The organism is Roseovarius sp. (assembly GCF_027019125.1).
GTDB lineage: Bacteria > Pseudomonadota > Alphaproteobacteria > Rhodobacterales > Rhodobacteraceae > Roseovarius.
Genome location: NZ_JALUXE010000034.1, coordinates 426,760 through 452,769, shown reverse-complemented (window position 1 = coordinate 452,769; position 26,010 = coordinate 426,760). Strand labels below are relative to the sequence as shown.

Genomic DNA, 26,010 nt, shown 5'->3' with positions numbered 1-26,010 from the left:
TGAATTGCGGGGCTTGTCCAGTGCAGCCTTGTGGCCGGATTGACCGCGTGTCAGTCTGGCAGGCATGGAAGGAGATGCCGCCTCAGTGACTCAGGACATCGTGCTTGCCGTTTGGGGGCAGGCCGAATTGTTTCTGTGGAGCATGCTGCGACCCTGGAATGCCTATCAGCTGGGCATCCTGCTTGCCCTGTTCTTCGCGGCATATCTGCTTGAACGCCTCTTGGGACCGGCGTGCCGCGAATGGATGCGGCAACGCGAAGGCTGGCCGAAATGGCGCATGCGGCTGCTTGTCATGCTGCACCGGCGCTTGCGTCTTATCTTTTTCGTGATGCTGATCTGGCCGGTGTGCTGGATCATGCGTGAAGTGACATGGCCTAGCCGCTCTTATCTGCTGGCGATCGCCGGAGAGCTGGCACTTGCCTGGCTGGTGATCGCCATTGTCACGCGGTTGATTGGCAATAGCCTGCTGCGCAGCCTTGTGCGCTACGCCGGCTGGACTTGGGTCACGCTCAGCATTCTCAATCTCACACATGAGGCACAAACGCTGTTGGACAGCGCCGCAATAGACGTGGGCGAGACACGGTTCTCGCTCTGGCTGGTTGTGCAGGCGGTGATCGTGATCGGCGCGCTCATCGTCGTGGCACGCTTTACCGCAAGGGTGACAAGCGCACGGGTCCGCAGCAACGAAGATCTCTCCCCCTCGATGCAAGTGCTGGTGGTCAAGTTCATGCAGGTGCTGCTCTATGGTGCCGCATTCTTCATTGGCTTACGCACCGTCGGGGTAGACCTCACAGGGCTTGCCGTGCTTTCAGGCGCGATTGGCGTGGGCCTCGGCTTTGGCCTGCAAAAGGTGGTTTCGAACCTGGTTTCCGGGATCATTATCCTCCTCGACAAGTCGATCAAACCCGGCGACGTCATCAGCCTCGGCGAAACCTTCGGCTGGATCAACAGCTTGGGTGCCCGTTATGTCTCGATCACAACGCGAGATGGGCGCGAATACCTCATCCCGAACGAGGATCTGATCACCGGACAAGTGGTCAACTGGTCCCATTCCAACGATTTTGTGCGCCTCGACATCTACTTTGGCACAGCCTATGGCGATGATCCTCACAAAGTGCGCAAGATCGCAGTCGAAGCTGCCGCGAGCGTTGGCCGCGTCCTGAACGAAAGACCCCCGGTTTGTCACATCGTTGGCTTTGGTGACAGCAGCGTGGATTATATCCTGAGATTCTGGATCAAGGACCCCACTCAAGGCCTGACCAACATTCGCGGCAATGTCTATCTGGCGCTCTGGGATGCATTTCAAGAGCATGGCATTTCCATCCCCTTCCCGCAACGCGAGGTCAGAATGCTGGGGGACGAGCCCGGCAACGAACCACAGATCGGGTAAATTTGCAGCACATTTCCGCGTCTTGGTGCAATACGATGCGGCGGTTTATTGAAAAGTCATGCATCTCTTGCTACCTTGATAGCATACCTAGCACCGGGGCCTGCGGTGTGCAGCAAAGGAGGACGATGTCCTGTCTTTTACGACATATGCGGCAAGTGCCGCTGACCAGGGGGCCATCGCGATGATGCCCACCGTGACCGCAGATAGCGAAACGCAGCTTGCGGCGATCCTGACCTCTCTTGAAGATGACAAGGCCGAAGATGTCGTGCAGATCGACCTGCGCGGCAAAACGGCCATGTGCGACTATATGGTGATCTGCTCGGGGCGGTCCTCGCGGCAGGTTTCGGCCATCGCAGAAAAGCTGATGGACCGGCTCAAGCAGGACATGGGGATCGTGGCCCGCACCGAGGGCAAGGAAACCGGGGACTGGGTGCTGATCGACACGGGCGATGTGGTCGTCCATGTGTTCCGCCCCGAGGTGCGCGAGTTCTATCAGCTTGAGAAGATGTGGCTGCCTTCCGGGCAGGCGGCAGCGTCTCAGGTCTGAATGCGGGTTCACATCTGCGCGGTGGGCCGGTTACGGACCGGCCCGGAACGCGCACTGTTCGACGATTATCTCACCCGGTTTGACCGAACGGGGCGCGCGCATGGGCTTGGCCCTGCTGCCCTGCTTGAGGTCGAAGACAAGAAGGGCGGCGGGATGACGGCCGAGGCCGCCTTGCTCGAACGTGTCATTCCCCAAGGCGCGCTTCTCGCTGTGCTCGATGAACGCGGCAAACAGATCACCTCTCCCGAATTTGGCGATATGCTGGCGGGCTGGCGCGATGCCGGACGCGGCGATCTCGCTTTGGTGATCGGGGGTGCTGATGGCATTGCGCCGGAGTTGCGCGCGCGGGCCGATTTCGCGCTCTCCTTTGGCCGGATGGTCTGGCCGCATATGCTGGTCCGGGTGATGCTGGCCGAACAGCTTTATCGCGCCGCCTCGATCCTCGCGGGCAGCCCCTATCACCGGGTGTGAGAGGACGCGGCACAATATTGCCCCGCGTCCCCTGCCCCTTTTACTTTTTCAACGCGTCGCGAATCTCGATCAGGATATCCAGTTCCGACGGGCCGGGATCGGCTGCGGGGGCCGCTTCCTTGGGCTTTACCGCCATATCCTTGGCGCGATTGACCAGCTTGACCAGAATGAAGACCACCCAGGCGATGATCAGAAAGTTGATCACGGCCATGATGAACCGCCCATAGGCGAACACCGCCGCACCCGCCTCTTCTGCAGCAGAGATCGAGGCATAGTCGCCCGAACCCAGAACGATATAGAGACCCGAGAAATCAATGCCGCCCAAGAACAGGCTGATGATCGGGTTGATCAGATCGGCAACGAGCGAGCCGACAATCGCCGTAAATGCCGCCCCGATGATGATACCGACGGCCATGTCCATGACATTGCCCTTGGCGATGAAGTCCTTGAATTCCTGAATCATGTCCGTCCCTTTTCATAACTGTCACACAGGGCCCTTTTCGCGTACCCGAGCAGGGATTTAGCATATTCCGGCAAATGTGCGCGAAGATTCCTTTGCGCGGCATGGGGAAATACCTCGGGCCTCTCCCCGCGCGCCTGGACCGCCGAGCGCCTAGGTCATGCCTCAGAACCGCTCGAGCAAACGCTTGAGATAATCGAGTTCGACATCCGGGCGCTCTCCTTCCCCCGAGCGCTTGCGAATTTCATCCAGCAACTCGCGCGCGCGGCGATAGACATCCTCGCCCTGCAAGAGACTGTCTTGCGTGCCCACCTGCCTGCCCTGACCCGCTTCGCGCCCCAAGGGATCGGCTTGTGCCTGTCCTGGCTGACCTTCGGCATCGCCCTGCCCGCCGGGATTTTGTTGCTCGGCCATCGCCTCGCCCATATTGCGCATCCCTTCGCGCAGCGCTTCCATCGCCTCGGCCTGGTTGTCGATGGCCCCGGCCAGATCGTCGTTGCGCAGCGCCTCTTCGGCCCCTTCCATGGCGCGGCCCGCGCGCTCCAGCGCCTCACGCGCGGCCTCTCCGGCCTCGCCGCCGAGTTGCGGCAAACCCTGTCGCTGCCGCTCCAGTTCCTGCCGCAGCGCCTCTTGCCGCTCGGCCAGCGACCCTTCCGAGCCCTCAGCCTGTTCGCGCCCTTCGCCGCCCTGGCCCTGCTGCTCGCCGCCCTGACCGCCCTGGCCCTGCTGACCATCGTGGCTCTCGCCGCGCCCCTCGCCACCGCTGCGGCCTTCGTTGCTTTGCGACTGGCCCGATTGCGCGCCGGGATTGAACTGCTCCTGCAAATCGCGAAAGGCCTGGTCCGACAGGCCCTGCTGTTCGCGCAGAGTCTCTGCCAGACCCTCCATCGCCTGTTCGCCGGGCGATTGCCCCTGCTGGCCCTGCCCTTGGGTGACCTGCATGTTCTCCATCATCTGCTGGAACTCTTCGAGCGCCTGCTGCGCCTCGGCATAGCGGCCCTGTTCCATCAGCTCCTGGATGCGGTCCATCATGTCCTGCAGATCCTGTTGGTTCATCTGCATCATGTTTTCGGCGCTGCGCTGATTGCTCTCTTCGGGATTCTCACGCTCGGCCTGCTGCATCTTCTGGCGCAGGTAATCCTGCGTGGCATCGCGCAAATCCTGCATCAGACGGGCGATCTCTTCCTCGCTGGCACCATTTTTCATCGCCTCGCTCAGGCGCTCTTGCGCGGCGCGCATCCGCTCCAGCGCATCGCCCAGATCCCCATCCTCAAGCAAGACACCCAGATCCCAGAGAGCCTGCGCAATCTCGTCACGCTCGGCCTCGTCCAACCCGTCACTCGCCGTCATCGCCTCGAGTTGGCGGATGATGACCCGCAAACGCAAATAGGCCTTTTCCGAGCGGAATAGCCGATCCTCGGGCTTGTAGGACACAGCCCGCAACACCTGCGCGACCCGCGGTGCGTTCTGCCGCGACCACAAGAGATCGCGCCGCTGCTCGATCACCGCCGCCGCCATCGGATCAAAGAACCGCCGCGCGGGCAGGGCCATTTCGAACGGCTCGGACAGCCCCTGTTGCCCCGCCGCATCCTCAACCTGCAGCCGTAGCGTGACGGGCAAATGTGCCCAAGGATGCTCCGAGAGGTTCTCGACCAGCGTTTCGGTGAACTCGGTCCGATCCCCGGCCAATGGCATCGGCAGATCAAGACGGATCGCCGCGCGCGGCTCGGGCTCGATGGCCAGACCGTGCCGCCGATCCACCCGCGCAAGATCAAGTTCAAAGACGGCCCCACCGCTCACCACGCCGTAATCATCACGCGCGGCAAAGGGCTGGCTCATCTGCCCGTCAAAGGCGGTGCGCGCCTCGCGCTCCACCACCTCGACCGAGGGGGCAATATCGGCGAGAGCCTGAACCGTCCATGCCCGGCCACCCGGCCCATCAATGCGCAATTCTCCGCTGCGCGCGACCTGAAATTGCTGCTCCGGGTCTGTGCTTGCGGCCTCCGCGCCCGTGGCCGATAGGGTCTCTGTCAGGCTGAGCGCGCCCACTTCGCCGTAGAACCGCAGGGTGATCCGGCTGCCTTCTGGCACTTCGATCACTGCACCCTGATCGGCCAGATAGAGGCTCGGGAGACCTGTGTAGGCGGGCGGCTCGATCCAGCCTTCCCATGTCGGGCCAGCGGCCAGCGCCGCCGCACCGCCACCCGGCACCATTTGCGCCACCGATCCCGCACGCCAGACAGAGCCGAAGAGAAGCGCCACGACAAGCCCGAGAAGCGCAATATAACGCAACCCGAAGGGATCCTGCCGCGACAGGCGCAAATCCGGCTCGACTGCGCGCGCCTGCGCTGCCCGCGCCGCCATCCGCGCCTGATGTGCCCGCCAGAGCGCCGCAGATCCGGCATCGCCCGCGCCGATCGCCTGCACATCACCAAGAGCCGCCAGCGGCCGGCCCGGCATCGCGTCATCGAGCCGCGCCAGTGCCTCGGCCCGACGTGGAAACCGGAACCGGGCCAGGCCCAGAATGCCAAAGGCGAGGACCGCGAGCACGCCCAGCATGCCCGCGCCCCAGACCACCTCGACCGCGGCCATATCCTGAAGCCCCAGCATGAGCGCCGCCGCACCTGCCGCAATCACGCTCCAGACCGGCCAAAAGGCACGCACCAGACGTTCGGCAATCAATCCCGCCCATGTCAGCAGGAGCGGACGCCGCAAGCGCGCGCTCAGCACCTTCAGGGGGTTTTCGCTCGCAGCCATGCGCGGCACCTCATCCCGGCCCCGCGCGCCCACCGCGTCAGAGCCATTCAGGGATGGTATCGCGATTTATCATTTCGTCAAAGGTCGGTCTGCCCCGGATCACGGCAAAGTCACGCCCATGCACCAGGACTTCGGGCACCAGAGGCCGCGTGTTATACTCGCTCGACATCACCGCACCATAAGCGCCGGCACTGCGAAACGCCACCAGATCGCCCTCGGCCAGCGGCGGCAGCATCCGCCCCTTGGCAAAGGTATCGCCCGATTCGCAAACCGGGCCGACCACATCATAGGGCTGTTGCTCGACGCCCGGCGCCGCCTCGACCAGCGGCACGATGTCGTGATGCGCGTCATACATGGCAGGGCGGATGAGGTCATTCATCGCGGCATCGAGGATCAGGAAATCCCGCCCCTCGCCGGATTTCACATAGATCACCCGGCTGACCAGAATCCCGGCATTGCCAGCAATCAATCGCCCCGGCTCGATTTCGATCTCGCAGCCCAGATGCCCCAGAACCTCGCGGATCAGCGCGCCGTATTCGGTGGGCAAGGGCGGCGCCTCGTTCGAGCGGGTATAGGGAATGCCCAGACCGCCCCCCAGATCAAGACGGCGAATGTCATGGCCATCGGCGCGCAGCACCTGCGTCAGTTCCGCAACCTTTTCATAGGCAAGGCGAAACGGTGCCAACTCGGTCAGCTGGCTGCCGATATGCACGTCGATGCCGATCACCTCCAGCCCCGGCAGGCTGGCCGCCTGCGCATAGACTTCGCGCGCTCGGGCAATCGGAATGCCAAACTTGTTCTCGCTCTTGCCGGTGGCGATCTTGGCATGGGTCTTGGCGTCCACATCGGGATTGACGCGAATGGTGATCGGCGCGCGAACGCCCAATTCCAGCGCCACGGCGTTGAGCGCCACCATTTCCGGCTCGCTCTCGACGTTGAATTGCCGGATACCGCCGATGAGCGCCTGCCGCATCTCGTCCCGCGTCTTGCCCACGCCCGAGAACACGATCCGCTCGCCCGGCACGCCCGCCGCCTTGGCACGCGCATATTCCCCGCCCGAAACCACATCCATGCCGGCGCCCAAAGCCGCCAGCGTCTTGAGAATCGCCTGGTTGCTCGCGGCTTTCATGGCGTAACAGACCAGATGATCCATGCCCGCCAGCGCCTCGTCAAACAGGCGGAAATGCCGGGTCAGCGTCGCGGTGGAATAGCAATAGAAGGGTGTGCCGACCGCTTCGGCGATCTCCGAGAGCGACACGTCTTCGGCGTGCAGCACGCCATCATGATAGAGAAAGTGATCCACGCGCCGTTCCGCCCCGTTTCATCGTTCCAAAAATACTCAAATCCCGCGCGCGCCACCGCGCGACGCCCGCAAGAACAGATAGAGCGGCAAACCGCAACTGACCCCGATGCAAAAGGTCGCCGGAATGGCAACCAGGCCCAGCCAATGCCGGTTCTGCATCGCCTCGACGATCACCCAGACCGTCAGCGCCACGGCGGCAATGGTCAGGTCCCAGACCAACCCCGAACTCGCGGCATTGGCATGCCAGGCATCGACCATGCCCATCAGGTCATAGCCGTTCTGCCCGAACCACTGCAGGAACCAATACATCGGATGAATGGCGCCCCAGATGGCCAGAGCGGCAAAGACCCATCTCACAGGCCTACCCCCACGCCGACGTTGACACCGCCCACGCGCATACCGCCACCAACGCCCACGCTGACACCATTGGTGCCGACACCCACGTTCAGGCCCGCCGTGGGGCGCACAGGCTCTCCATCGACGCCGCAGCCCGCCAGCACCACGAGGCTCAGAAGAGCAACCGTCATCCGTCGTATCATCCCAACCGCTCCTTCCACCGCGCCACCTGCGCGCGCACCTGCGCGGGCGCCGTGCCGCCATAGCTGACCCGTGAGGCCACCGAATTATGCACGCCCAGCACATCATAGACCGCTGCGGTGATTTCGCCATGGACCTCCTGCATCTCGCTCAGGCTGAGGTCGGGCAGATCACAGCCCTTGGCCTCGGCCTTGGCCACAAGCGCGCCTGTCACATGATGCGCCTCGCGGAAGGGCATATCGAGCACCCGCACCAACCAATCCGCCAGATCCGTGGCCGTCGAAAATCCCGACCCGGCCGCCGCCTCGAGATTTTCCCTGCGCGCGGCCATGTCGCGCACCATGCCCTCCATCGCGGCCAAGGCCAGCATCAGGTTGTCGGCCGCATCAAAGACCTGTTCCTTGTCCTCTTGCATGTCCTTGGAATAGGCCAGAGGCAGCCCTTTCATCACCATCATAAGGGCCACATTGGCGCCGAAAATCCGTCCCACCTTGGCACGGATCAATTCTGCTGCATCGGGGTTCTTCTTTTGCGGCATGATGCTCGACCCGGTCGAGAACCGATCCGACAACGCCACGAACCGGAACTGCGCCGAGGACCAGATCACCAGTTCTTCGGCAAAGCGGCTGAGATGCATCGCACAGATGCTGGCCGCGCCGAGAAACTCCAGCGCGAAATCCCGGTCGCTGACCGCGTCGAGCGAATTGGCACAGGGACGGTCAAAGCCCAGCGCCTCGGCTGTCATGTCACGGTCAATCGGAAAGGAAGTGCCCGCCAACGCCGCCGCGCCAAGAGGGCATTCGTTCATGCGCGCGCGCGCATCGCGCACCCGGCTCAGGTCGCGGCCAAACATCTCGACATAGGCCATCATGTGATGCCCCCATGTCACCGGCTGCGCCGTCTGAAGATGGGTGAAGCCCGGCATGACCCAATCCGCCCCCGCCTCTGCCTGCGCCAGCAGGGCGCGCATCAATGCCTGCAACGCCTGATCGACCGCATCCAGTTGGTCGCGCACCCAGAGCCGGAAATCGGTGGCCACCTGATCATTGCGGCTGCGCCCGGTATGAAGACGCCCCGCCGGTGCGCCGATCAAATCCTTGAGCCGCGCCTCGACATTCATGTGAATATCCTCAAGCGCGGTCGAAAACTGAAACTCGCCTGCCTCGATCTCTGACAAGACCGTGAGCAGGCCTTCCCTCATCGCCGCCGCATCACTATCACTGACGATACCTGTCGCCGCCAACATCGCGGCATGGGCCCTCGACCCGGCGATATCCTGTGCCGCCATCCGCTTGTCGAATGAGATCGAGGCATTAATTGCCTCCATGATCGCATCCGGCCCGGCGGCAAAGCGGCCGCCCCACATCTGGTTCGAGGTCTTGTCAGTCATGTCTTTGGCCCTTCGGAGGGAATTATGAAAATCATTCGTCAGATCGTCCTTTATATGGCCGTGGCCCTTGGTGCAAATGTTGCCATGGCCGATACTGCCGCGCTCGAGGCGCTGCGCGACGGCGACATGAAGAAACTGAATTTCCATGCGCAGCCCGCCGCCGCGCCCCTGACCGAATACACCCGCGCCGATGGCAGCACCGGCACGCTGGCCGATTTTCAAGGGCGGTATGTCCTGCTGAATTTCTGGGCGACATGGTGCGCCCCCTGCCGGGCAGAGATGCCGACGCTCTCGAACCTGCAACGCGAGATGCAAAGCGAGAATTTCGAGGTCGTCACCATCGCCACGGGCCGCAACGCACCGACGGCGATGGCCAAGTTCTTTGACGAGATCGGCGTCGACAACCTGCCGCTGCACACCGACCCCAAGAGCGCCCTCGCCCGCGCCATGGGCGTCTTTGGCCTGCCCATCACCGTAATCCTTGATCCCGAGGGTCGCGAAATCGCCCGCCTGCAAGGGGATGCCCACTGGGATTCCGAGAGCGCCAAGGCGATCATCGCGGCCTTGGTGTCCACGGACAGCGGAAGCTGAGAGCCCGTTTCAAGGGCATTGCAGCGACTTGAGTTGGGCACCGATCTGTGGCTAGGATCGGAGGCCCATCCAAGGTATATTCACGATGACCAGCCGCTTGAAGTTCTTGCCCCTGATCGCGGCCGCCGCGACGCTCTCGGCCTGTGCGACCCCGCGCGAACAATGTATTTCCCGCGCGAACGCAGACTACCGGAATGTCGAAACCGCCATCGCCACGGCCCAGGGCAATATCGCCCGCGGCTACGCGCTCCATACGCAAACGGTGCCCTACACGGTCACGTCGACCTGTTATCGCAACGACCCCTACCGCAACATCGTGCTGCCCTATCCGTGCCCGTCGACGCAGTATCGCACCCAAACCACACCGGTTGCGATTGATGTCTCCGAGGAACGTCGCAAGCTGGCGGATTACCAAAAGATTCTCCCGCAACTGAGAGCGCAGGCGCAGGTCGAGGTTGAGCAATGCGTGGCCCAGTTCCCTGAGTAACCTTGACGCCGTGTCGGCACACCGCGAGAGCGCGCGCGTCTTTTGCAAGTGTCGCTTTTGGCACTGTTCCTTCGCAATCTCTCGATATGTGGAAATCGGGCAGGTGACATGTCGCAAACGCATGGGTTTTCGGCAAATTACCCATTGTGCAAACGCAGAAATCCACTATGTGCGCCCTGTGATCGTAACCACGGTCCAGGGATGCAACGCTATCAAGGAGGCAAGCCGATGACCCGCGACGAATTGAACCGCGAACTGCGCGCGCATAGTGCCTCTTGGCAGGCTGTGGTGATCGTCTATGGCGCGATCATCGGCACGTTCGTGCTGTCCGCCATGGCGATCCTGTAACGCCGCACTTTCCGAATACTCTGCGCATATGATGACGCGGAGGGGGCTTTCCCTCCGCGATCATGGTCGTTTTCAAGCGTTGGCATCCGAGAGTTTGGGATCGTTGGGATCGATTCGCGCCGCTGCCGCATCGCCGACATTGTCCACCCCGCGCTCTTCGAGCAGCGTGGTGAGCCAATTGGGGTCCATCTCGGGCACCGAGCTGAGCAAGAGATCGGTATAGGGATGGTGCGGCGGCGTGAACATCTCATCCTTGGGGCCCTGTTCCACCACCTTGCCATGCTGCATGACGACCACTTCATCCGCGATGGAGCGGACGGTGGCCAGATCATGGGTGATGAACATATAGGCCAGCCCCAATTCGTTTTGCAGCCGGTCCAGCAGGCGCAGGATGCCTTCTGCGACAAGCTGGTCGAGCGCGGATGTCACCTCGTCGCAGACGATGAATGTCGGCTCTGCCGCCAGCGCGCGGGCAATACCGATCCGCTGCTTCTGCCCGCCGGACAATTCGGGCGGATAGCGGTTGTAATATTTCGAGGGCTCAAGCTCGATCAGGTCGAGCAGTTCATCCACCCGGTTCTTGAGCGCCACGCCCTTGAGGCCAGAGTAGAATGCGGCAGGCCGCCCGATGATCTCGGATATCCGAACCTTGGGATTGAGCGCGGTATCGGCCATCTGATAAATCATCTGGCACTGGCGCAACTGGTCCTTGGTGCGGTCCTTGTAGCTGGGCGGAAAGGGCTTGCCCTTGAACAGAACCTCACCTTTGGACGGCGGCAAGAGGCCAGTGATCACCCGCGCCGTGGTGGATTTGCCCGAGCCGGATTCGCCCACCACCGCCACGGTCATGCCTTCGTAAATGTCGAAACTGACATCATCCAGCACCTTGGCCCCGCCTGTGTAGGAGGCATCGACATTGCGCACTGAAATCAGCGGCACGCCATCCTTGGGGCGATGGCGTTGCGGACTTTGAAAGCTGCGCACCGCCCAGAGAGATTTGGTGTATTCCTCCTGGGGATTGTCGAGCATCTGCTTGGTGGGCGCTTCTTCGACTTCGCGCCCCTTGAGCAGCACCTTGATCGTGTCGGCCATCTGCGCCACGACCGCAAGGTCATGGGTGATGTAGATCGCGGCGGTGTTGAACTGATCCACGATGTCGCGAATCGCCGCCAGAACCTCGATCTGCGTGGTGACATCGAGCGCGGTCGTAGGCTCGTCAAAGATGATCAGATCCGGACGACAGGACATGGCCATCGCAGTCATCGCGCGCTGCAACTGCCCCCCAGAGACCTGATGCGGATAGCGAAAGCCGATCTCCTTGGGATTGGGCAAGCGCAGCCGCTCGTAGAGGTCCATGGCGTCCTCTTGCGCCTCGAGCCGTTTCTTGAGCCTGTATTGCAGGGGGGCTTCGGTGTGCTGGTCGATGATCTTGTGCGCCGGGTTGAACGAGGCCGCCGCGGATTGCGCCACATAGGCGATGCGCGAGCCGCGCAACATGCGCCGCTCACTTTCCGACGCGGTGGTCAGTTCCATCCCGTCAAACTCGATCGAACCATTCGAGATGCGCGTGCCATCGCGCGCATAGCCCATACAGGCCGCGCCGATTGTCGATTTGCCCGCACCGGATTCGCCGATCAGACCCATCACCTCGCCGCGGTGCAGGGTCAGGTCCACACCCTTGATGATGTCGACCCAGGTTTCATCGGAATAGCCCTGAATTTTCAGGTCACGGATTTTCAGAAGTACGTCTTTGCTCTTGATCATGGGGTCACACCTTCAGGCCGGAGGAGCGGTAGAGCATCCAGTCCACCACGAAATTGACCGCAACAGTCAAAAGCGCGATGGCCGCTGCGGGGATGAGCGGGGTGATATCGCCGAATGAGATCAGCGTTGCGTTTTCACGCACCATCGAGCCCCAGTCGGCGGTGGGCGGCTGAATGCCAAGCCCAAGGAACGACAGGCCCGCGATGAGCAGGAACACAAAGCAGAACTCCAGCCCGAACTCCGCGATAAGGGGCGCGGTAGAATTGGGCAGGATTTCACGACGTATGAGATACCACTTGCGCTCGCCCCGCAGTTTCGCGGCCTCGATGTAATCCATCACCACCACATTGCCCGCCACGGCCCGCGTCAGGCGAAAAACCCGTGGGCTGTAGATCACCGCGACCACCAGAATGAGGATGATCTCGGACGGGTTGAAGATCGTCAGCATCAAGCCACCGAAAAGCGCCGCAACCCCCGCAAGGACCGCAAGACCGATCACCCAGGCGATCACGCTGCGCTCTGCAATCGCCGAAACGAGCAAAAGCCCCGTGATCCCGGTAAACGCCGACAGCAACCAAAAGCTGGTGGTGTCATTCGCAAGATCACCGCCAAAGATCGACAGCATCAGCAGGGCAAAGATCAGCGACGGGATCGACATGATCACGTCCGAGGTCCGCGCGAGAAACTGATCGAACCAGCCGCCCGAGGTGGCCGCCATGAGACCGGCAAGCGCCCCCAGCAGAAAGGCCATGACCGTGCCCGCCAGGGCCAGAGCCACTGTATTTCGCGCGCCGTAAACCAACCGGCTAAAGATGTCGCGGCCCAGTTGATCCGCCCCAAGCAGCATGTTTGCATCCGCCGGGGCAAAGGCAGAGGTGATCACCTCTGCCTCGCCATGGGGCGCGATGAGCGGGGCAAAGATTCCCGCAACGGCCACGGTAAAGATCACGAACATGCCAAAGGCGGCCGTCAGCGGCGCGGTGCGCAATTCCTTGGCAAGATTCTTGGACGCGATGGCGATCAGAAACTCGCGGAAGGCATAGGACACCATGGCCGACAGCGCCAAGAGGCCGGCCAGAATGGCCACGATCCGCAACGCGGACACGCCGCCGATGATGCCCAGCACAAAGGACACCAATGTCAGGGAAAAGAGCAGCAGAAAGGCAGACCGCTTGTTGAAATACGCCGCAAGGCAAGAGGCACCGAGCAGCAGGGTGTAGTAGGCGATGACGAATAGGCTCATGTCTCTAACCCCTTACTTCGGATGCCGCAGGCGCGGGTTGGTCAGAATTGACCCGACATCGGCCGCCAGATTGAGCAGGATGAAGGTGGCGGCGAAGATCAGACAGCAGGCCTGAACCACGGGGAAATCCCGTTTGCTGACCGCATCGACCAGCGCCTGGCCGATTCCCGGATAGACAAAGACCACCTCGACCAGCACAACACCGGTGATGAGATAAGCAAGGTTGAGCGCCACCACGTTGATGATCGGCGCCCAGGCATTGGGCAGCGCGTGCTTGACGATGACCTTCCAGGGTGGTGCGCCCTTGAGCCGGGCCATCTCGATGTAGGGCGAGGCCAGAAGGTTGATGATCGCCGCCCGCGTCATGCGCATCATATGCGCGGTCACGACCAGAACGAGGGTCAGCGCGGGCAGAAAGGTGCGATACAGGAGATCGCCAAAGCTCATGTCGTTGCTGAGGCTGGCGATGGCGGGAAACATGCCCGTTTTCACCGCAAGATAGAGAATCAAGATGTAGCCCAAAAAGAACTCGGGGCTTGAGATCGAGGTGAGCGTGGCGACGTTTGCCACCCTGTCAAAGATCGAGTTGCGCAAAAGGGCCACGAGGACACCCAGCACGATGGAAATCGGCACGGCAATCGCGGCGGCATAGGCGGCGAGAAACAGCGTATTGGCAAAGCGTTCGCCAATCGTCTCGGCCACGCTGGCCCCCGTCACGATGGAATTGCCGAAATCCAGCGTCACGGCCCCGGCAAGCCAGTGCAGGTAGCGCACGAGCGCGGGCTGATCGAGACCCATCTCCTTGCGTAGCGCCGCCAGATTCTCGGGTGTCGCGCCTTGTCCAAGCACCGCCTGCGCGATGTCACCGGGCAAAAGCTCGACCATGAAAAAAATGATCACGGATATGACCAGTAGAATGATCAATCCCAATCCGAGCCGTTTTACAACGAGCCCAAGGATGTCCCCCATCTTTCCCTCCTGTTGTTTTAGCTCTCGCCTTGTCTTTGGCGCGGCCTTTGTGGCTCAGGCTAACAGTGATTTGGGTCCGGGCGTAAACAAATTCCGTGTTTGACCCATCACGATGACGCAGAGTGCCGAAACGGGATGATGGCCCCGGCTTCGGCGATTAAGAACCCGGCACCTTTCGGTGCCGGGTCTTGGGGTAATCTCAGGCCTCAAACCACCAGCGGCTTGCGGCGCGCGCGCCGTCGCAGCCCCAGCTTGCCGCAACCTGTTCCGGGCGCTTGACGCCTTTGCCGCGCGCATAGACCCAATTGTTGAAGAACGGCAGAAGGGTGCCACCGTCATCGCGCATCAAGAGACACATCTCGCGATACATCTCGGCGCGCAGGGTCTGATCCAGCTCGGACTTGGCCTGAAGCAGCAGTTCGTTGAACCGCTCGTTCTGCCACCGGCTTTCGTTCCAGGCCGCGTCATCCTTGTAGGCGAGGGTGAACATGACATCCGGCGTCGGGCGCGAACCCCAGGAAACGGCGCTAAACGGCTTCTTGAGCCAGACATCGGAATAATACCCGTCGCTCGGCTCGCGAACGACCTTGATGTTGATGCCGGCGGCCTTGGCCTGTTCGGCATAGAGCACACACATATCGACCGCGCCGGTATAGACACTCTCGGCCACGGAGAGATTGACGGTGAGCCCCTCTTGCCCCGCATCCTTGAGCAGCGATTTGGCCTGGTCCGGATCATACTCGCGCTGCGGAATATCCGACGGCCAATAGGGTTGAACCGGCGAGAGGTGGAAGTCATTGCCCTTGGTGGCCGCACCAAAGGCGATTTTCTCGATGATCTCGTCCCGGTTCATCGCAAGTTTCAGCGCGGTGCGCACGCGCACATCGCTGAACGGTGCCGTATCGCAGAACATCGGCATGGTGATCGCACCCCCCGAGGGGATATTGTCAACCGAGATGTCCGGATTGCGCTGCAAGAGCGCCAGCGTCTTGAGTTCGATCAGCGAGACGCAATCCACATCCCCCGTCACCAGCGCCGTTTGCCGCGCGTTGGGATCGTTGAGAACGAGCATCGTGACCTTGTCGAAATAGGCCCCTTTCCCGTGCCAGCCATCGTGCCGCGCCAGTTCCCAACGAATGCCGAATTCGCCCGACTCGATCTTGTAGGGGCCAGTCCCATCGCCCGATTGCCAATCAATCGTGCCATCGCCATTCGAGGGGCAGATCGCAAAGTGATAGTCGGTCATCAGCCATGGCAGATCGGCATTGCCGCGCGCCAGGCTGATCGTGACCGTATGATCGCCATCGGCGGTGATATCGGTCACGTCGGTCAAGAGCGCCTTGGCCGCCGAGGTCGAGGCGTCGCCGCGGTGATGGTTGAGACTGTCGATCACATCCTGCGCCGTCACCGGCTTGCCACTGTGGAAAGAGGCATCGGGATTGAGCTCAAACGTCCATTGCTTGGCGTCGGGTGTTGCTTCCCAACTGGTCGCAAGGTCCGGCCCGAGCGAATTGTCCGGCTCGATCAAGGTCAGGTAGCTGCGATGTGTATGGGCCAGAAAGATCATCTGACGTGTCACATAGGTGCCGGGATCATGGGTGTCCGAGGTGTTGCCGTCATGCACGCCCCAGCGGAATGTGCCGCCCCGTGACGGGTTCGCGGCGGCGGAAGTGCCCCAGAGCCCGGTCGCGGCAGAGGCCGTCATACCCGCAGCGGCGGCAAAATGCATGAACGACCGGCGAGAGATATCCCCTGTGCGCGCAGCCTGCGCGAGCCGGTCCAAAAGGACCTGATCGGTTTTCTTTTTCATCTGGTTTCCCTGTCTTGTTTTGAATTTGTGATTGGTAGCGACGCGGCATCGTACCATTCCGAAAGCTTGGGTTTCGGACGGTCAAAGAGGATGCACAAATGCGACATGTCTGTAGCAAAACACGAAATGCCACATGTTTCCAGACCCTAATCGCGCCCTCGTGACAGATTAAAAGGTCATAGATTCTGAGGTTTTGAGGGGTTTCTCAGGTCCGGCGCAGGCGCAGCTTGGCGAAATACTCGAGTCGTTTTTTGAGCTCGCGCTCGTATCCGCGCTCGACCGGCTGATAGAGAACCGGGCGCTTCATGCCATCGGGAAAGTAATTCTGTCCCGAGAATCCATCCTCGGCGTCGTGGTCATAGGCATAGCCATCGCCATATCCCTGCTCTTTCATCAGGCGGGTTGGCGCGTTGAGGATATGCTTGGGCGGTGGCTCGCTCCCGGTCTTTTTTGCCTCGCGCAGCGCGGCCTTGTAGGCCACATATCCGGCGTTCGATTTTGGCGCGAGGGCAAGATAGGCCACGGCCTGACCCAAGGCCAGTTCGCCCTCGGGGCTGCCGAGTCGTTCATAGGTTTCCCAGGCGTGCAAACAGATGGATTGCGCCTGCGGATCGGCGAGGCCAATATCCTCGATCGCCATGCGCAGGATGCGTCGGGCAAGGTAACGCGGGTCCTCGCCGCCCGTCAGCATCCGCGCCAGCCAGTAGAGCGCAGCATCGGGATCAGAGCCGCGCACCGACTTATGCAGCGCCGAGATCAGGTTGTAATGCTCATCGCCCGACTTGTCATATTTGGCGGCGCGCTTCATCAGGCGAGAGGCGAGTGCCGCGCTGTCCAGCTTGCCCTCGACCTTCCACGCGGCAACCTGTTCGATCAGATTGAGGAGGGCGCGCCCGTCCCCATCCGCCATCTCGAGCAGGGCCTCGCGTGCCGGACCGTCGAGCGGAAGGGCGCGGCCCAGCTCTTGCTCGGCGCGCTGTGTCAGACGCTCCAGATCCGCCAGAGCAAGCCGCGTCAGAACCATGACCTGCGCCCGGCTCAGCAGCGCCGCGTTCAACTCGAAACTCGGGTTCTCCGTTGTCGCACCAACCAGGAGGATCGTGCCATCCTCCATATGCGGCAGGAATCCGTCTTGCTGCGCCTTGTTGAAACGGTGGATTTCATCGACGAAAAGCAGCGTTCCACGACCCTGTGCGCGGCGATGCTTGGCCTCTTCGAAAACCTTGCGCAGTTCGGGCACGCCAGTGAAAATGGCGCTGATCTGAACGAAATGCAGATCGGTTTCATCGGCCAGAAGGCGGGCAATCGTCGTCTTGCCCACGCCGGGCGGTCCCCAGAGGATGAGCGAACCAAGACTGCCCGAATCGAGCATCACCCCCAACGGGGCCTCATGCCCCAATACCTGTTCCTGCCCGATCACATCCGCCAGACGACGTGGCCGCAGCCGGTCCGCCAGCGGGCGCGGGGCTGTTTCGGCGCGGGGCGTGTCGCCCGTATCAAAGAGATCCGCCACCGCTCAGATCCTGAAGCGCAGCGTCAGGCGCTGCCCATCCCGCAACAGATCGAGCGTAAGCGTGTTCACCGCCCCCTCCAGCGCGGCGCGCGCGTCGCGGCTGCTCTCGACCGGGCGCCCATTGACCTGCCTGAGAATGTCGCCGGGCCGCAATCCGGCCCGCGCGCCATAGGGGCCGGGATCATCCACGATCACACCTTGCGCCATCAACGGCAGGCGGTATTGCTCGATCACTGCGGGATTGATGGTCGAGAGGGTCATCTGTGGAATGGCGGCGCGTGGTCCGGTGTCCAGCGGCGTGCGCGGCGGCAGGTCCGGCGCGGCGATCAGGGCGATCTGGACCTCGTCCTCGTCCCCATCGCGCAGGCGGGTTATGGTCGTGTCCGCCCCGATCCCCGCCAGAGACATGCGATAGATCACCTCGGCGGGGCTGTTGACCGGCTGACCGCCCACCCTGGTGATCACGTCACCGGGGCGGATCTGGCTGGCAAAGCTGCTTTGGGGATGCACCTCGGAAATCACCACGCCATCGGGACGGGCAATGCCCAGACCCTCGGCCATGTCCGGGGTCACGGGTTGGCCGCCCAGACCCGCCCAGGGCCGTTCGAACACCGTCTTGCCCGCGCGTGCCTGTGCCACAAACTGCGTCACAAGGCCCGAGGGAATGGCAAAGCCGATGCCGTTCGAGCCGCCAGAGCGCGACAGGATCGCGGTGTTGATGCCGATGAGGTCGCCGTTCACATCGACCAGTGCCCCGCCCGAATTACCCGGGTTGATCGGTGCGTCGGTCTGGATGAAATAGCCGCGCGCATTGCCTGTGGCGGTGCCCGAGCGCGCAAGCCCCGAGACGATTCCGCTCGAGACCGTCTGCCCCACACCAAAGGGATTGCCAATGGCCAGCACCAGTTCGCCGACCTGCACGGTGTCGCTGTCGCGCAGATCGAGGGCGGGCAGGTCCGGGGCATTCTCGACCTGGAGAACGGCCAGATCCGCCTCCTCATCGCCCAAAAGCACACGGGCGGCATATTCGCGGCGGTCATTCAGCACCACGCGGATATCCGTGGCCTCGCCCACCACATGATAATTCGAAACCACGATACCATCCGCCGACAGGATCACGCCGGAACCAAGGGAATTCTGCACGCGCGGACGGCTGGCCCCGAAGTCGTTGAAGAACCGCTCGAAGAACGGATCACCGCGAAAGGGGCTGCGGCGCGCCTCGACGACGCGGCTGGCATAGATATTAACCACCGCGGGCGCGGCCTCTTGCACCACCGGGGCAAAGCCCAGCTGGATTTCGGCCTGGCTGACCGGCACGCGGGTCTGCGCCTGTAGCAGGCCGGGAATGGCCAACAGCACAAAGCAGACGATCCGGAACATGGCTGCCTCCGCACGGGTATTCATGACCCCCGAGATATGCTGGCCTGACTTCGGCAATGCAAGGCTTTGCCGCTTCTTCTTGGTCCAAATACTCAATCCCCCGCATGCAAAACCCCCGCCGGTGAGGGCGGGGGCGCAACGGTCCTGAACGGAGCCGAAATCTCTTTATTCGTCGTCGGCCATTTCGAAGGCGGCAACGCGCGCCTTGTCAGCAGCACCTTTGGCCGAAACGTCGCGATCGACGAATTCGATGATCGCCATCGGCGCCATGTCGCCATAGCGGAACCCGGCCTTGAGCACGCGGACGTAACCGCCCTGACGCTCTTTGTAACGCGGTCCGAGAATGTCGAACAGCTTGGCCACATAGGCATCCTGCTTGAGCTGGGCTGCGGCCTGACGGCGGGCGTGCATATCGCCGCGCTTGCCGAGCGTGATCAGCTTTTCGATGATCGGGCGCAGTTCCTTGGCCTTGGGCAGGGTGGTCTTGATCTGCTCATGTTCGATGAGCGAGCCGGCCATGTTCGCCCACAGCGCCTTGCGGTGCTCATGGGTACGGTTCAGGCGGCGGTATCCTCTGGCGTGACGCATTTTCTATCTCCTTAGCGTTTTTGCTTTGTCCGGGGGGCTGATGCGTGTCAGTCCCCTCTCCTTGGGGCGGGATTGCCCGGGTTTCATGGTGGGTTGCCACCCACCCTACGATACAAGCCGTAGGGTGGGTGAAACCCACCGATCAGAAGGCGTCTTCGAACTTCTTGGCGAGGTCTTCGATATTGTCTGGCGGCCAATCCTCGACATCCATGCCAAGGTGCAGACCCATGCCCGAGAGCACTTCCTTGATCTCGTTGAGCGACTTGCGGCCAAAGTTCGGGGTGCGCAGCATCTCGGCTTCGGTCTTCTGGATGAGATCTCCGATATAGACGATGTTGTCGTTCTTGAGGCAGTTCGCAGAGCGCACCGACAGTTCCAGCTCGTCCACTTTCTTGAGCAGGAGCGGGTTGAATTCGAGACCGTCGTCATCGTCTTGACGGCTGGCCGACTCGGGCTCGTCGAAGTTCACGAAGATCGACAGTTGATCCTGAAGAATGCGCGCAGCATAGGCCACGGCATCATCCGGGGTGATCGAACCGTCGGTTTCGATCTTCATGGTCAGCTTGTCGTAATCCAGAACCTGACCTTCACGGGTCGGCTGAACCTCGTAGCTCACGCGCGAAATGGGCGAATAGATCGCGTCGATCGGAATCAGACCGATGGGCGCATCCTCGGGTTTGTTCTTGTCGGCCGAGACATAACCCTTGCCCTGATTCACTGTCAGTTCCATGAACAGGTCGGCGCCCTCGTCGAGGTGGCAGATCACATGATCCTTGTTGAGGATCTCGATGCCTGCGCTGTCAGAGATGTCACCAGCCGTGACAACACCCGGACCCTTGGCATTGATCGACAGGCGCTTGGGCCCCTCGACTTCCATGCGAATGGCAACGCCCTTGAGGTTGAGCACGATGTCGGTCACGTCTTCGCGCACACCGGCCACCGAGGAAAATTCGTGCAGGACGTTGTCGATCTGAACGGCGGTGATGGCCGCGCCTTGCAGCGACGACAGCAGCACGCGGCGCAGCGCATTGCCCAGCGTGAGACCAAAGCCGCGCTCAAGCGGCTCGGCAATCAGAACCGCCTGACGCAGCGGGTCATTGCCGGGTTTGACTTCAAGCTGTGTCGGCTTGATCAGCTCAGCCCAATTCTTGTGGATCATGCGTCCCTCCATTCTTGCCCTGTTCCCATGTCCAAAGGTTCAGAGCGCCCGAGGATGTAAAATGACGAAAGCGGGACCGCGCCACGGCGCGGCCCCACCAAGAGATGTAGCGGATCAGACCCGGCGGCGCTTCGGCGGGCGGCAGCCATTGTGCGCCATCGGGGTCACATCACGGATCGAGGTGATGTTGAAGCCGACAGCCGCCAGAGCGCGCAGCGCCGATTCACGGCCCGAACCAGGCCCCTGAACTTCGACGTCGAGCGAGCGCATGCCATGTTCCTGCGCCTTGCGGCCCGCATCCTCTGCGGCCATCTGCGCCGCGTAGGGCGTGGATTTCCGCGAGCCCTTGAAGCCCATGGTCCCGGCAGAGGACCATGCAATCGCATTGCCCTGCACGTCCGAGATCAGGATCTTGGTGTTGTTGAAGGAAGAGTTCACATGAGCAACGCCGGTGGCGATGTTCTTGGAAACCTTTTTCTTGGTGCGTTTGGTATCGCGTGCCATATCTGCTGCCCTCCCTTATTTCTTCTTGCCGGCAATGGCTTTTGCCGGGCCCTTGCGGGTGCGAGCATTGGTGTGGGTCCGCTGACCACGCACCGGCAGGTTGCGACGGTGACGCAGGCCACGGTAGCAACCCAGGTCCATCAGGCGCTTGATGTTCATCTGGGTGTCACGGCGCAGGTCGCCTTCGACGGTGTAATTCGCGTCGATATGCTCGCGCAGGGCCAGGGCCTCGGCGTCCGACAGATCGTTCACGCGGCGCGACACGTCGATGTTGAGGGCTTCACAGATGGATTTGGCCGAAGCATGGCCGATTCCGGTGATGTAGGTGAGGGCGATTGGGACCCGCTTGTTGGTCGGGATATTGACGCCGGCGATACGTGCCAAGTGTAGCTTCCTTTTTCGTTGCGGTTCCGTAGCACCAGAACCTTTTTTCACAACGTAAGCCCGAAGCGATCACGCACCGGGCCGCGGCTGATTTCAGATGAGCGATTCGAGATACGGGGGCGACCCGGAAATAGAATCAATCTCGTGTTCGAGATAGGGCTGGTTAGGGGGAAAAGACCGGGGCGTCAAGGCCCCGGGCCCAGATCAAAGCCTATTTGTCAAGCGCTTCGGCGATGGCCGCCTGCACCGCGTCAATTTCCGCAAGACCATCGACCGAGGTCAGCTGCCCATGGGCGTAGTAATAGCCGATCAGCGGCGAGGTTTTCTTGTAATATTCCATCAAGCGATTGCGCAGCGCGTCTTCGTTGTCGTCCGCCCGGCGTTTCACATCGCTCGAGCCGCATTTGGCGCATTTGCCATCGGCGGGCCAGGGTTTGGTAATGTCGTTGTAGACTTCGCCGCAGCCGCCGCAGGTGGAACGGGCAGTGATCCGCTCGACAAGCGCCTCGTCGTCGACGCGCAATTCGATCACGGCATCGAGTGTCTCGCCCGTCTCTTCCAGCAGGTCGGCAAGCGCATCCGCCTGCGCCAGGGTGCGCGGAAAGCCGTCAAAGATGAAGCCGCCCTTTTGCGCGCCCTGCAACTGCTCGCGGATGAGACCGATCACGATCTCATCGGTCACAAGATCGCCGCGCGCCATGACATCCGCCACAATGCGCCCCATCTCAGAGCCGCTGTCCTTGGCGGCGCGCAGCATGTCGCCGGTTGAGAGCTGGATCATGTCCCGGCTCGCGACCAGATGATGTGCCTGCGTGCCCTTGCCCGCGCCCGGTGGTCCGAGAAGAATGATGTTCATCGCCGCGCCGGTGCCTTTCTGCGGCTGCGTTTCTTGCCCTTGCCGCTGAGTTGGGATTTCTCGATCAGGCCCTCGTATTGGTGGGCCAGAAGGTGCGACTGGACCTGCTGGATGGTATCCATGGTCACGGACACGACGATCAGAACCGAGGTGCCGCCAAAGTAGAAGGGAATGGCGAACTGGTTGCGCAGGATCTCGGGCAAAAGGCAGACCGCCGCCAGATAGGCAGAGCCGATGACCAGCACGCGATTGACCACGTAGTCGAGATATTCTGCCGTCCGCTTGCCCGGACGGATGCCAGGAATAAAGCCGTTCTGGTTCTTGAGGTTCTCGGCCACGTCATCGGTCTTGAACGCCACGTTGAACGTGTAGAAATAGGCGAAGAACACGATCATGATCGTGAAGAACAGCAGATAGAGCGGCTGTCCGGGGCCGAAATAGGCCATCACGGTCGAGAGAACCGGATTGGTCGTATTGCCCGAGAATGTGGTGATCGTAGCGGGCAACAGCAGCAGCGAAGAGGCAAAGATCGCCGGGATCACGCCCGCCGGGTTGACCTTGACCGGCAGATGCGACGAACCGCCATCATAGATCTTCATGCCCACCTGACGGCGCGGATACTGGATATGGATCTTGCGCAGCGAGCGCTCCATGAACACCACAAAGGCGATCACGGCCACGACCATCAGCATCACCCCCACGATCACCGCCGGGCTGATCGCGCCCGAACGGCCAGAGGCAAAGAACTGTGCCAGAGCAGCCGGTACCTCGGCGATGATGCCAACAAAGATGATCAGCGAAATACCGTTGCCCACGCCGCGGGCGGTGATCTGTTCCCCCAGCCACATCAGGAACATGGTGCCGCCGATGAGGGTGATCATGCACGAGACAATAAAGAACATGCCCGGATTCGAGGCCATATCGCCCGATTGCAACGAAACCGCGAGACCGTAGGATTGCAGCGTCGCAAGACCAACCGTGCCGTAGCGGGTATACTGGTTGATCTTCTTGCGCCCCTGCTCGCCCTCTTTCTTGAGCTGTTCCAACGCTGGCACCAGCGCTGTCAGCAACTGAACGATGATCGAAGCCGAGATATAGGGCATGATGCCCAGAGCAAAGATGCCCATCCGCCCAAGCGCGCCGCCGGTGAACATGCTGAGCATTCCACCGATCGAGGCCTGCGCGCCCTCCATGAATTCGCGCAGCGCCACGCCGTCGATACCGGGCACGGGAATAAAGGTGCCAAGCCGGTAGACGATCAGCAGGCCAAGGGTGAACAGGATGCGTTTGCGCAGTTCGGTGGCCTTGCCCAGCGCGGACCAGCTGGTGTTGGCCGCCATTTGCTCTGCTGCAGATACCATTCGCGGGTCTCTTTCATGTGACAACGCCGCCTAGGGCTGTTTTCCAGCTCAGGCGGCGTCAAAGGAAAACTTGGGCCATATGTAAGCGGCACGGATGCCGCTCACAACCTCTTATTCGGCCGACTGCGCGGTTGTGACCGAGAGGGAGCCACCGGCCTTTTCGACCGCTTCGATCGCAGCGCGCGACGCGCCCGTGACCTGAATGTCAAGCTTGGCGCTGACGTCGCCCTTGGCCAGAACGCGGATACCGTCCAGCTTGCGGCGCACGAGGCCCGATGCAACGAGCGCATCTTCGGTGATCGGCGCGCTTGCGTCGATCTTGCCGGCTTCGACGAATTTCTGGATCAGGCCCAGGTTGATGACAGCAAAGGACTTGCGGTTCGGCTTGTTGAAGCCGCGCTTGGGCAGACGCTGGTAGAGCGGCATCTGGCCACCTTCGTAGCCCCCGATCGAAACACCCGAACGGGATTTCTGACCCTTGATACCCCGGCCACCGGTTTTACCCATGCCGGAACCCGGACCGCGGCCAACGCGCTTCTTGCGCTTGGTGGCGCCGGGATTGTCGTGAAGTTCATGCAGTTTCATGTCGCTATCTCCTTGCCGGATGCGACCCCCAGCGACGGGAGCGGCCGAACGCGGCGTGTTGGTTGAGTCGGACCCCAAGACGGGGCCACCGGGGGCGTATAGACGCAAGGCCCTTGGGGATCAAGGGCGGAGTTGTCAGCCCACGGGCGGGTTTCGCCATGTCGACGGGGAAAACGGGCGCTGCAGTGCGCGCTCGACCAGTTCGAGCCGGTCCTGTCCGTAGAAGGGATCACCCCCGATGATATAGGTGGGGGAGCCAAAGATGTTCAGCGCAATCGCCTCGGTCGTATTGCGTCGGTAAATTGTCTGTATGGCGTCGGTACTTGCGGCGGTCAGGATCGCGTCCGCATCAAGACCACAGGCTGTGATCAGCGGTGCCAGGGTCGCGGCATCGGCAATGTCGGCATCTTCGCGCCAATGGGCCCCGAGGATCGCATGGGCCAGCGCATCCACGGTGGCGCCTGATCCGGTCCTTTGCGCGGCGATGATCGCGCCACTGGCCAGGGCAAGCGGATTGTCATGGTGGGTCGGACGATGCCGGATCACCTCCACGCCACGAAACTCGGCCCAATGTTCGATGTCGCGACCAAAGAAGTAATCGACATGCGCCTGCGTGCGCCCGGCAAAGGGCAAGCCGCCTGCCGCCTCGACCACCGGCGACAGCTCAATGGGCTTGTGGATGAGGCGCGCACCGTTCCGGGCGCAAATCTCCATCAGCCGCGCAGACCCGAGCCAGGCAAAGGCCGAATGGGCCGAGTAGATATAGGTGATCTGTTTCATGCCGTGACCCTAGCCGCCCAAGACCGGACCTGTCATCACAAGCTTGTGTGTCTGGACATGCCGCCAGAGCGCGGTAGGCTGAAGGCATGACCCCCAACCGGAGGCCCATGATGCGCGCGATTGCCCTCTGTCTTGCCCTGACCGCCCTGCCCGGCCCCGCACCGCAAGCAGCGACCGGCTGTGCCGCCGATGCGATGCTGGTTTTTGACGGCTCGGGGTCGATGGCCGAGGTCGGGCACGATCCGACCGCGGCCACACGGATCAACGAGGCACGCGCCGCGCTGCGACAGGTGATGCCCGAGATTGCGCCCTATCGGCGGATCGGCCTCTTGACCTATGGGGCGGGGGGATCGCATCCCTGTTCCGGAATCACGCGGCACTTTGCCCCCATGCCCGATGCGGGGGCGGCGGTCGTGGCGACGATCGAGACACTGACCCCCGGCGGCCTGACCCCGATTGCCGCCTCTGTCACGGCGGCGGCAGAGGTGCTGGGCTATCGCACCCAGCCGGGGATCGTGGTCCTGGTCACGGATGGAAATGAAACCTGCGGCGGCACGCCCTGTGCGCTTGGGGCGTCACTGGCACAGGACGCGCGCGATCTGACGGTGCATGTCATCGGGTTTCGCGTGGTGCATGACCCTTTTTCGTGGAACAGCCCCGAGGCCCAAGGCTACGACGGACAGACGGTGGCGAAATGTCTGGCGGATGCGACGGGGGGTCTCTTCGTCTCGACCGAAACGGTCGACGAATTGGCGGCAGCCCTGCGCGAAACGCTGGGCTGTCCGCTGATCGGAAATATGGGCGTGATCGCCCCGCCGCTCGGGCGGGGCTGA

At 62.0% G+C, this 26,010-nt stretch carries 26 protein-coding genes; 6 read left to right on the top strand and 20 right to left on the bottom strand.

The features are described 5' to 3' along the window. The first annotated feature begins 64 nt into the window (after positions 1-64). The 3 genes from MVC20_RS18535 (at position 65) to rlmH (ending at position 2,408) form a co-directional block, all read left to right on the top strand. On the top strand, positions 65-1,390 hold the full coding sequence (locus MVC20_RS18535) for a mechanosensitive ion channel domain-containing protein (protein WP_297544098.1): 1,326 nt from the start codon (positions 65-67) through the stop codon (positions 1,388-1,390). 181 nt (positions 1,391-1,571) lie between these two features. After that, positions 1,572-1,937: a ribosome silencing factor gene (gene rsfS, locus MVC20_RS18530; RefSeq protein WP_297544096.1), complete on the top strand. Its 366-nt coding sequence runs from the start codon at positions 1,572-1,574 to the stop codon at positions 1,935-1,937. After that, positions 1,938-2,408: a 23S rRNA (pseudouridine(1915)-N(3))-methyltransferase RlmH gene (rlmH, locus tag MVC20_RS18525; protein ID WP_297544094.1), complete on the top strand. Its 471-nt coding sequence runs from the start codon at positions 1,938-1,940 to the stop codon at positions 2,406-2,408. 40 nt (positions 2,409-2,448) lie between these two features. On the opposite strand, the gene mscL is transcribed toward rlmH, so the two are convergent. From mscL to argH, 6 genes are all read right to left on the bottom strand, one after another. Next, positions 2,449-2,871, bottom strand: a complete 423-nt coding sequence (gene mscL / locus MVC20_RS18520) for a large conductance mechanosensitive channel protein MscL (RefSeq protein WP_297544093.1) — start codon at positions 2,869-2,871, stop codon at positions 2,449-2,451. A gap of 162 nt (positions 2,872-3,033) precedes the next feature. Continuing rightward, positions 3,034-5,625: a TIGR02302 family protein gene (locus MVC20_RS18515; RefSeq protein ID WP_297544091.1), complete on the bottom strand. Its 2,592-nt coding sequence runs from the start codon at positions 5,623-5,625 to the stop codon at positions 3,034-3,036. A 37-nt stretch (positions 5,626-5,662) separates the two neighbouring features. Then, the gene (gene lysA / locus MVC20_RS18510) at positions 5,663-6,928 is read right to left on the bottom strand and encodes a diaminopimelate decarboxylase (protein WP_297544090.1); all 1,266 of its coding nucleotides are present in this window, start codon (positions 6,926-6,928) and stop codon (positions 5,663-5,665) included. A gap of 36 nt (positions 6,929-6,964) precedes the next feature. Then, complete coding sequence (locus MVC20_RS18505) at positions 6,965-7,285, bottom strand: DUF2834 domain-containing protein (protein ID WP_297544088.1); 321 nt, start codon at positions 7,283-7,285, stop codon at positions 6,965-6,967. Further along, entirely contained in the window at positions 7,282-7,467 is a 186-nt protein-coding gene (locus MVC20_RS18500) for an argininosuccinate lyase (protein ID WP_363320826.1), read from the bottom strand. Before MVC20_RS18500 ends, MVC20_RS18505 begins: the two co-directional genes overlap by 4 nt. Beyond that, a complete protein-coding gene (gene argH, locus MVC20_RS18495) occupies positions 7,464-8,855 on the bottom strand; it encodes an argininosuccinate lyase (RefSeq protein ID WP_297544086.1) in 1,392 nt (463 codons plus the stop codon). The genes MVC20_RS18500 and argH overlap by 4 nt, the downstream gene beginning before the upstream one ends. Before the next feature lie 24 nt (positions 8,856-8,879). On the opposite strand from argH, the gene MVC20_RS18490 reads away from it, so the two are divergent. Further along, entirely contained in the window at positions 8,880-9,446 is a 567-nt protein-coding gene (locus tag MVC20_RS18490) for a TlpA disulfide reductase family protein (RefSeq protein WP_297544084.1), read from the top strand. A gap of 85 nt (positions 9,447-9,531) precedes the next feature. Further along, positions 9,532-9,933 carry a hypothetical protein gene (locus MVC20_RS18485; protein ID WP_297544083.1) on the top strand — a complete coding sequence of 134 codons (402 nt, stop codon included), beginning with the start codon at positions 9,532-9,534 and terminating at the stop codon, positions 9,931-9,933. A gap of 420 nt (positions 9,934-10,353) precedes the next feature. Here MVC20_RS18485 and MVC20_RS18480 read toward each other — a convergent pair whose 3' ends face one another. From MVC20_RS18480 to MVC20_RS18415, 14 genes are all read right to left on the bottom strand, one after another. After that, positions 10,354-12,045 (bottom strand): ABC transporter ATP-binding protein, encoded by a 1,692-nt coding sequence (locus MVC20_RS18480; protein ID WP_297544081.1) that lies wholly within the window; start codon positions 12,043-12,045, stop codon positions 10,354-10,356. Positions 12,046-12,049: 4 nt separating this feature from the next. After that, a complete protein-coding gene (locus MVC20_RS18475; RefSeq protein ID WP_297544079.1) occupies positions 12,050-13,288 on the bottom strand; it encodes an ABC transporter permease in 1,239 nt (412 codons plus the stop codon). Positions 13,289-13,300: 12 nt separating this feature from the next. Then, positions 13,301-14,257, bottom strand: coding sequence for an ABC transporter permease (locus MVC20_RS18470; RefSeq protein WP_037276387.1), 957 nt, complete (start codon positions 14,255-14,257; stop codon positions 13,301-13,303). A 199-nt stretch (positions 14,258-14,456) separates the two neighbouring features. Continuing rightward, positions 14,457-16,067, bottom strand: coding sequence for an ABC transporter substrate-binding protein (locus tag MVC20_RS18465; protein WP_297544075.1), 1,611 nt, complete (start codon positions 16,065-16,067; stop codon positions 14,457-14,459). A 205-nt stretch (positions 16,068-16,272) separates the two neighbouring features. Further along, positions 16,273-17,580: a replication-associated recombination protein A gene (locus MVC20_RS18460; RefSeq protein ID WP_297544073.1), complete on the bottom strand. Its 1,308-nt coding sequence runs from the start codon at positions 17,578-17,580 to the stop codon at positions 16,273-16,275. Between the two features lie 3 nt (positions 17,581-17,583). Continuing rightward, positions 17,584-18,960 carry a trypsin-like peptidase domain-containing protein gene (locus tag MVC20_RS18455; RefSeq protein WP_297544071.1) on the bottom strand — a complete coding sequence of 459 codons (1,377 nt, stop codon included), beginning with the start codon at positions 18,958-18,960 and terminating at the stop codon, positions 17,584-17,586. Between the two features lie 165 nt (positions 18,961-19,125). Beyond that, on the bottom strand, positions 19,126-19,548 hold the full coding sequence (rplQ, locus tag MVC20_RS18450; RefSeq protein ID WP_297544069.1) for a 50S ribosomal protein L17: 423 nt from the start codon (positions 19,546-19,548) through the stop codon (positions 19,126-19,128). Between the two features lie 142 nt (positions 19,549-19,690). Further along, entirely contained in the window at positions 19,691-20,707 is a 1,017-nt protein-coding gene (locus MVC20_RS18445; protein WP_037276874.1) for a DNA-directed RNA polymerase subunit alpha, read from the bottom strand. A 114-nt stretch (positions 20,708-20,821) separates the two neighbouring features. Beyond that, complete coding sequence (rpsK, locus tag MVC20_RS18440) at positions 20,822-21,211, bottom strand: 30S ribosomal protein S11 (protein ID WP_008281206.1); 390 nt, start codon at positions 21,209-21,211, stop codon at positions 20,822-20,824. A 15-nt stretch (positions 21,212-21,226) separates the two neighbouring features. Continuing rightward, the gene (gene rpsM / locus MVC20_RS18435) at positions 21,227-21,595 is read right to left on the bottom strand and encodes a 30S ribosomal protein S13 (RefSeq protein ID WP_037276380.1); all 369 of its coding nucleotides are present in this window, start codon (positions 21,593-21,595) and stop codon (positions 21,227-21,229) included. A 211-nt stretch (positions 21,596-21,806) separates the two neighbouring features. Continuing rightward, positions 21,807-22,451, bottom strand: a complete 645-nt coding sequence (locus MVC20_RS18430) for an adenylate kinase (protein WP_297544066.1) — start codon at positions 22,449-22,451, stop codon at positions 21,807-21,809. Further along, the gene (gene secY / locus MVC20_RS18425; protein WP_297544065.1) at positions 22,448-23,812 is read right to left on the bottom strand and encodes a preprotein translocase subunit SecY; all 1,365 of its coding nucleotides are present in this window, start codon (positions 23,810-23,812) and stop codon (positions 22,448-22,450) included. The genes MVC20_RS18430 and secY overlap by 4 nt, the downstream gene beginning before the upstream one ends. A 111-nt stretch (positions 23,813-23,923) precedes the next feature. Then, complete coding sequence (rplO, locus tag MVC20_RS18420; protein ID WP_297544064.1) at positions 23,924-24,397, bottom strand: 50S ribosomal protein L15; 474 nt, start codon at positions 24,395-24,397, stop codon at positions 23,924-23,926. A gap of 135 nt (positions 24,398-24,532) precedes the next feature. Then, on the bottom strand, positions 24,533-25,177 hold the full coding sequence (locus MVC20_RS18415; RefSeq protein ID WP_297544062.1) for a 2-hydroxychromene-2-carboxylate isomerase: 645 nt from the start codon (positions 25,175-25,177) through the stop codon (positions 24,533-24,535). A gap of 110 nt (positions 25,178-25,287) precedes the next feature. On the opposite strand from MVC20_RS18415, the gene MVC20_RS18410 reads away from it, so the two are divergent. Beyond that, a complete protein-coding gene (locus tag MVC20_RS18410; RefSeq protein WP_297544060.1) occupies positions 25,288-26,010 on the top strand; it encodes a VWA domain-containing protein in 723 nt (240 codons plus the stop codon).

Excerpts from the sequence above, each read along its gene's own strand:
- MVC20_RS18535 (WP_297544098.1), top strand. The coding sequence starts at position 65 with ATGGAAGGAGATGCCGCCTCAGTGACTCAGGACATCGTGCTTGCCGTT.
- rsfS (WP_297544096.1), top strand. The coding sequence starts at position 1,572 with ATGATGCCCACCGTGACCGCAGATAGCGAAACGCAGCTTGCGGCGATC.
- rlmH (WP_297544094.1), top strand. The coding sequence starts at position 1,938 with ATGCGGGTTCACATCTGCGCGGTGGGCCGGTTACGGACCGGCCCGGAA.
- mscL (WP_297544093.1), bottom strand. The coding sequence starts at position 2,871 with ATGATTCAGGAATTCAAGGACTTCATCGCCAAGGGCAATGTCATGGAC.
- MVC20_RS18515 (WP_297544091.1), bottom strand. The coding sequence starts at position 5,625 with ATGGCTGCGAGCGAAAACCCCCTGAAGGTGCTGAGCGCGCGCTTGCGG.
- MVC20_RS18500 (WP_363320826.1), bottom strand. The coding sequence starts at position 7,467 with ATGATACGACGGATGACGGTTGCTCTTCTGAGCCTCGTGGTGCTGGCG.
- argH (WP_297544086.1), bottom strand. The coding sequence starts at position 8,855 with ATGACTGACAAGACCTCGAACCAGATGTGGGGCGGCCGCTTTGCCGCC.
- MVC20_RS18490 (WP_297544084.1), top strand. The coding sequence starts at position 8,880 with ATGAAAATCATTCGTCAGATCGTCCTTTATATGGCCGTGGCCCTTGGT.
- MVC20_RS18485 (WP_297544083.1), top strand. The coding sequence starts at position 9,532 with ATGACCAGCCGCTTGAAGTTCTTGCCCCTGATCGCGGCCGCCGCGACG.
- MVC20_RS18480 (WP_297544081.1), bottom strand. The coding sequence starts at position 12,045 with ATGATCAAGAGCAAAGACGTACTTCTGAAAATCCGTGACCTGAAAATT.
- MVC20_RS18475 (WP_297544079.1), bottom strand. The coding sequence starts at position 13,288 with ATGAGCCTATTCGTCATCGCCTACTACACCCTGCTGCTCGGTGCCTCT.
- MVC20_RS18470 (WP_037276387.1), bottom strand. The coding sequence starts at position 14,257 with ATGGGGGACATCCTTGGGCTCGTTGTAAAACGGCTCGGATTGGGATTG.
- MVC20_RS18465 (WP_297544075.1), bottom strand. The coding sequence starts at position 16,067 with ATGAAAAAGAAAACCGATCAGGTCCTTTTGGACCGGCTCGCGCAGGCT.
- MVC20_RS18455 (WP_297544071.1), bottom strand. The coding sequence starts at position 18,960 with ATGTTCCGGATCGTCTGCTTTGTGCTGTTGGCCATTCCCGGCCTGCTA.
- rplQ (WP_297544069.1), bottom strand. The coding sequence starts at position 19,548 with ATGCGTCACGCCAGAGGATACCGCCGCCTGAACCGTACCCATGAGCAC.
- MVC20_RS18445 (WP_037276874.1), bottom strand. The coding sequence starts at position 20,707 with ATGATCCACAAGAATTGGGCTGAGCTGATCAAGCCGACACAGCTTGAA.
- rpsK (WP_008281206.1), bottom strand. The coding sequence starts at position 21,211 with ATGGCACGCGATACCAAACGCACCAAGAAAAAGGTTTCCAAGAACATC.
- MVC20_RS18430 (WP_297544066.1), bottom strand. The coding sequence starts at position 22,451 with ATGAACATCATTCTTCTCGGACCACCGGGCGCGGGCAAGGGCACGCAG.
- secY (WP_297544065.1), bottom strand. The coding sequence starts at position 23,812 with ATGGTATCTGCAGCAGAGCAAATGGCGGCCAACACCAGCTGGTCCGCG.
- rplO (WP_297544064.1), bottom strand. The coding sequence starts at position 24,397 with ATGAAACTGCATGAACTTCACGACAATCCCGGCGCCACCAAGCGCAAG.
- MVC20_RS18415 (WP_297544062.1), bottom strand. The coding sequence starts at position 25,177 with ATGAAACAGATCACCTATATCTACTCGGCCCATTCGGCCTTTGCCTGG.
- MVC20_RS18410 (WP_297544060.1), top strand. The coding sequence starts at position 25,288 with ATGCGCGCGATTGCCCTCTGTCTTGCCCTGACCGCCCTGCCCGGCCCC.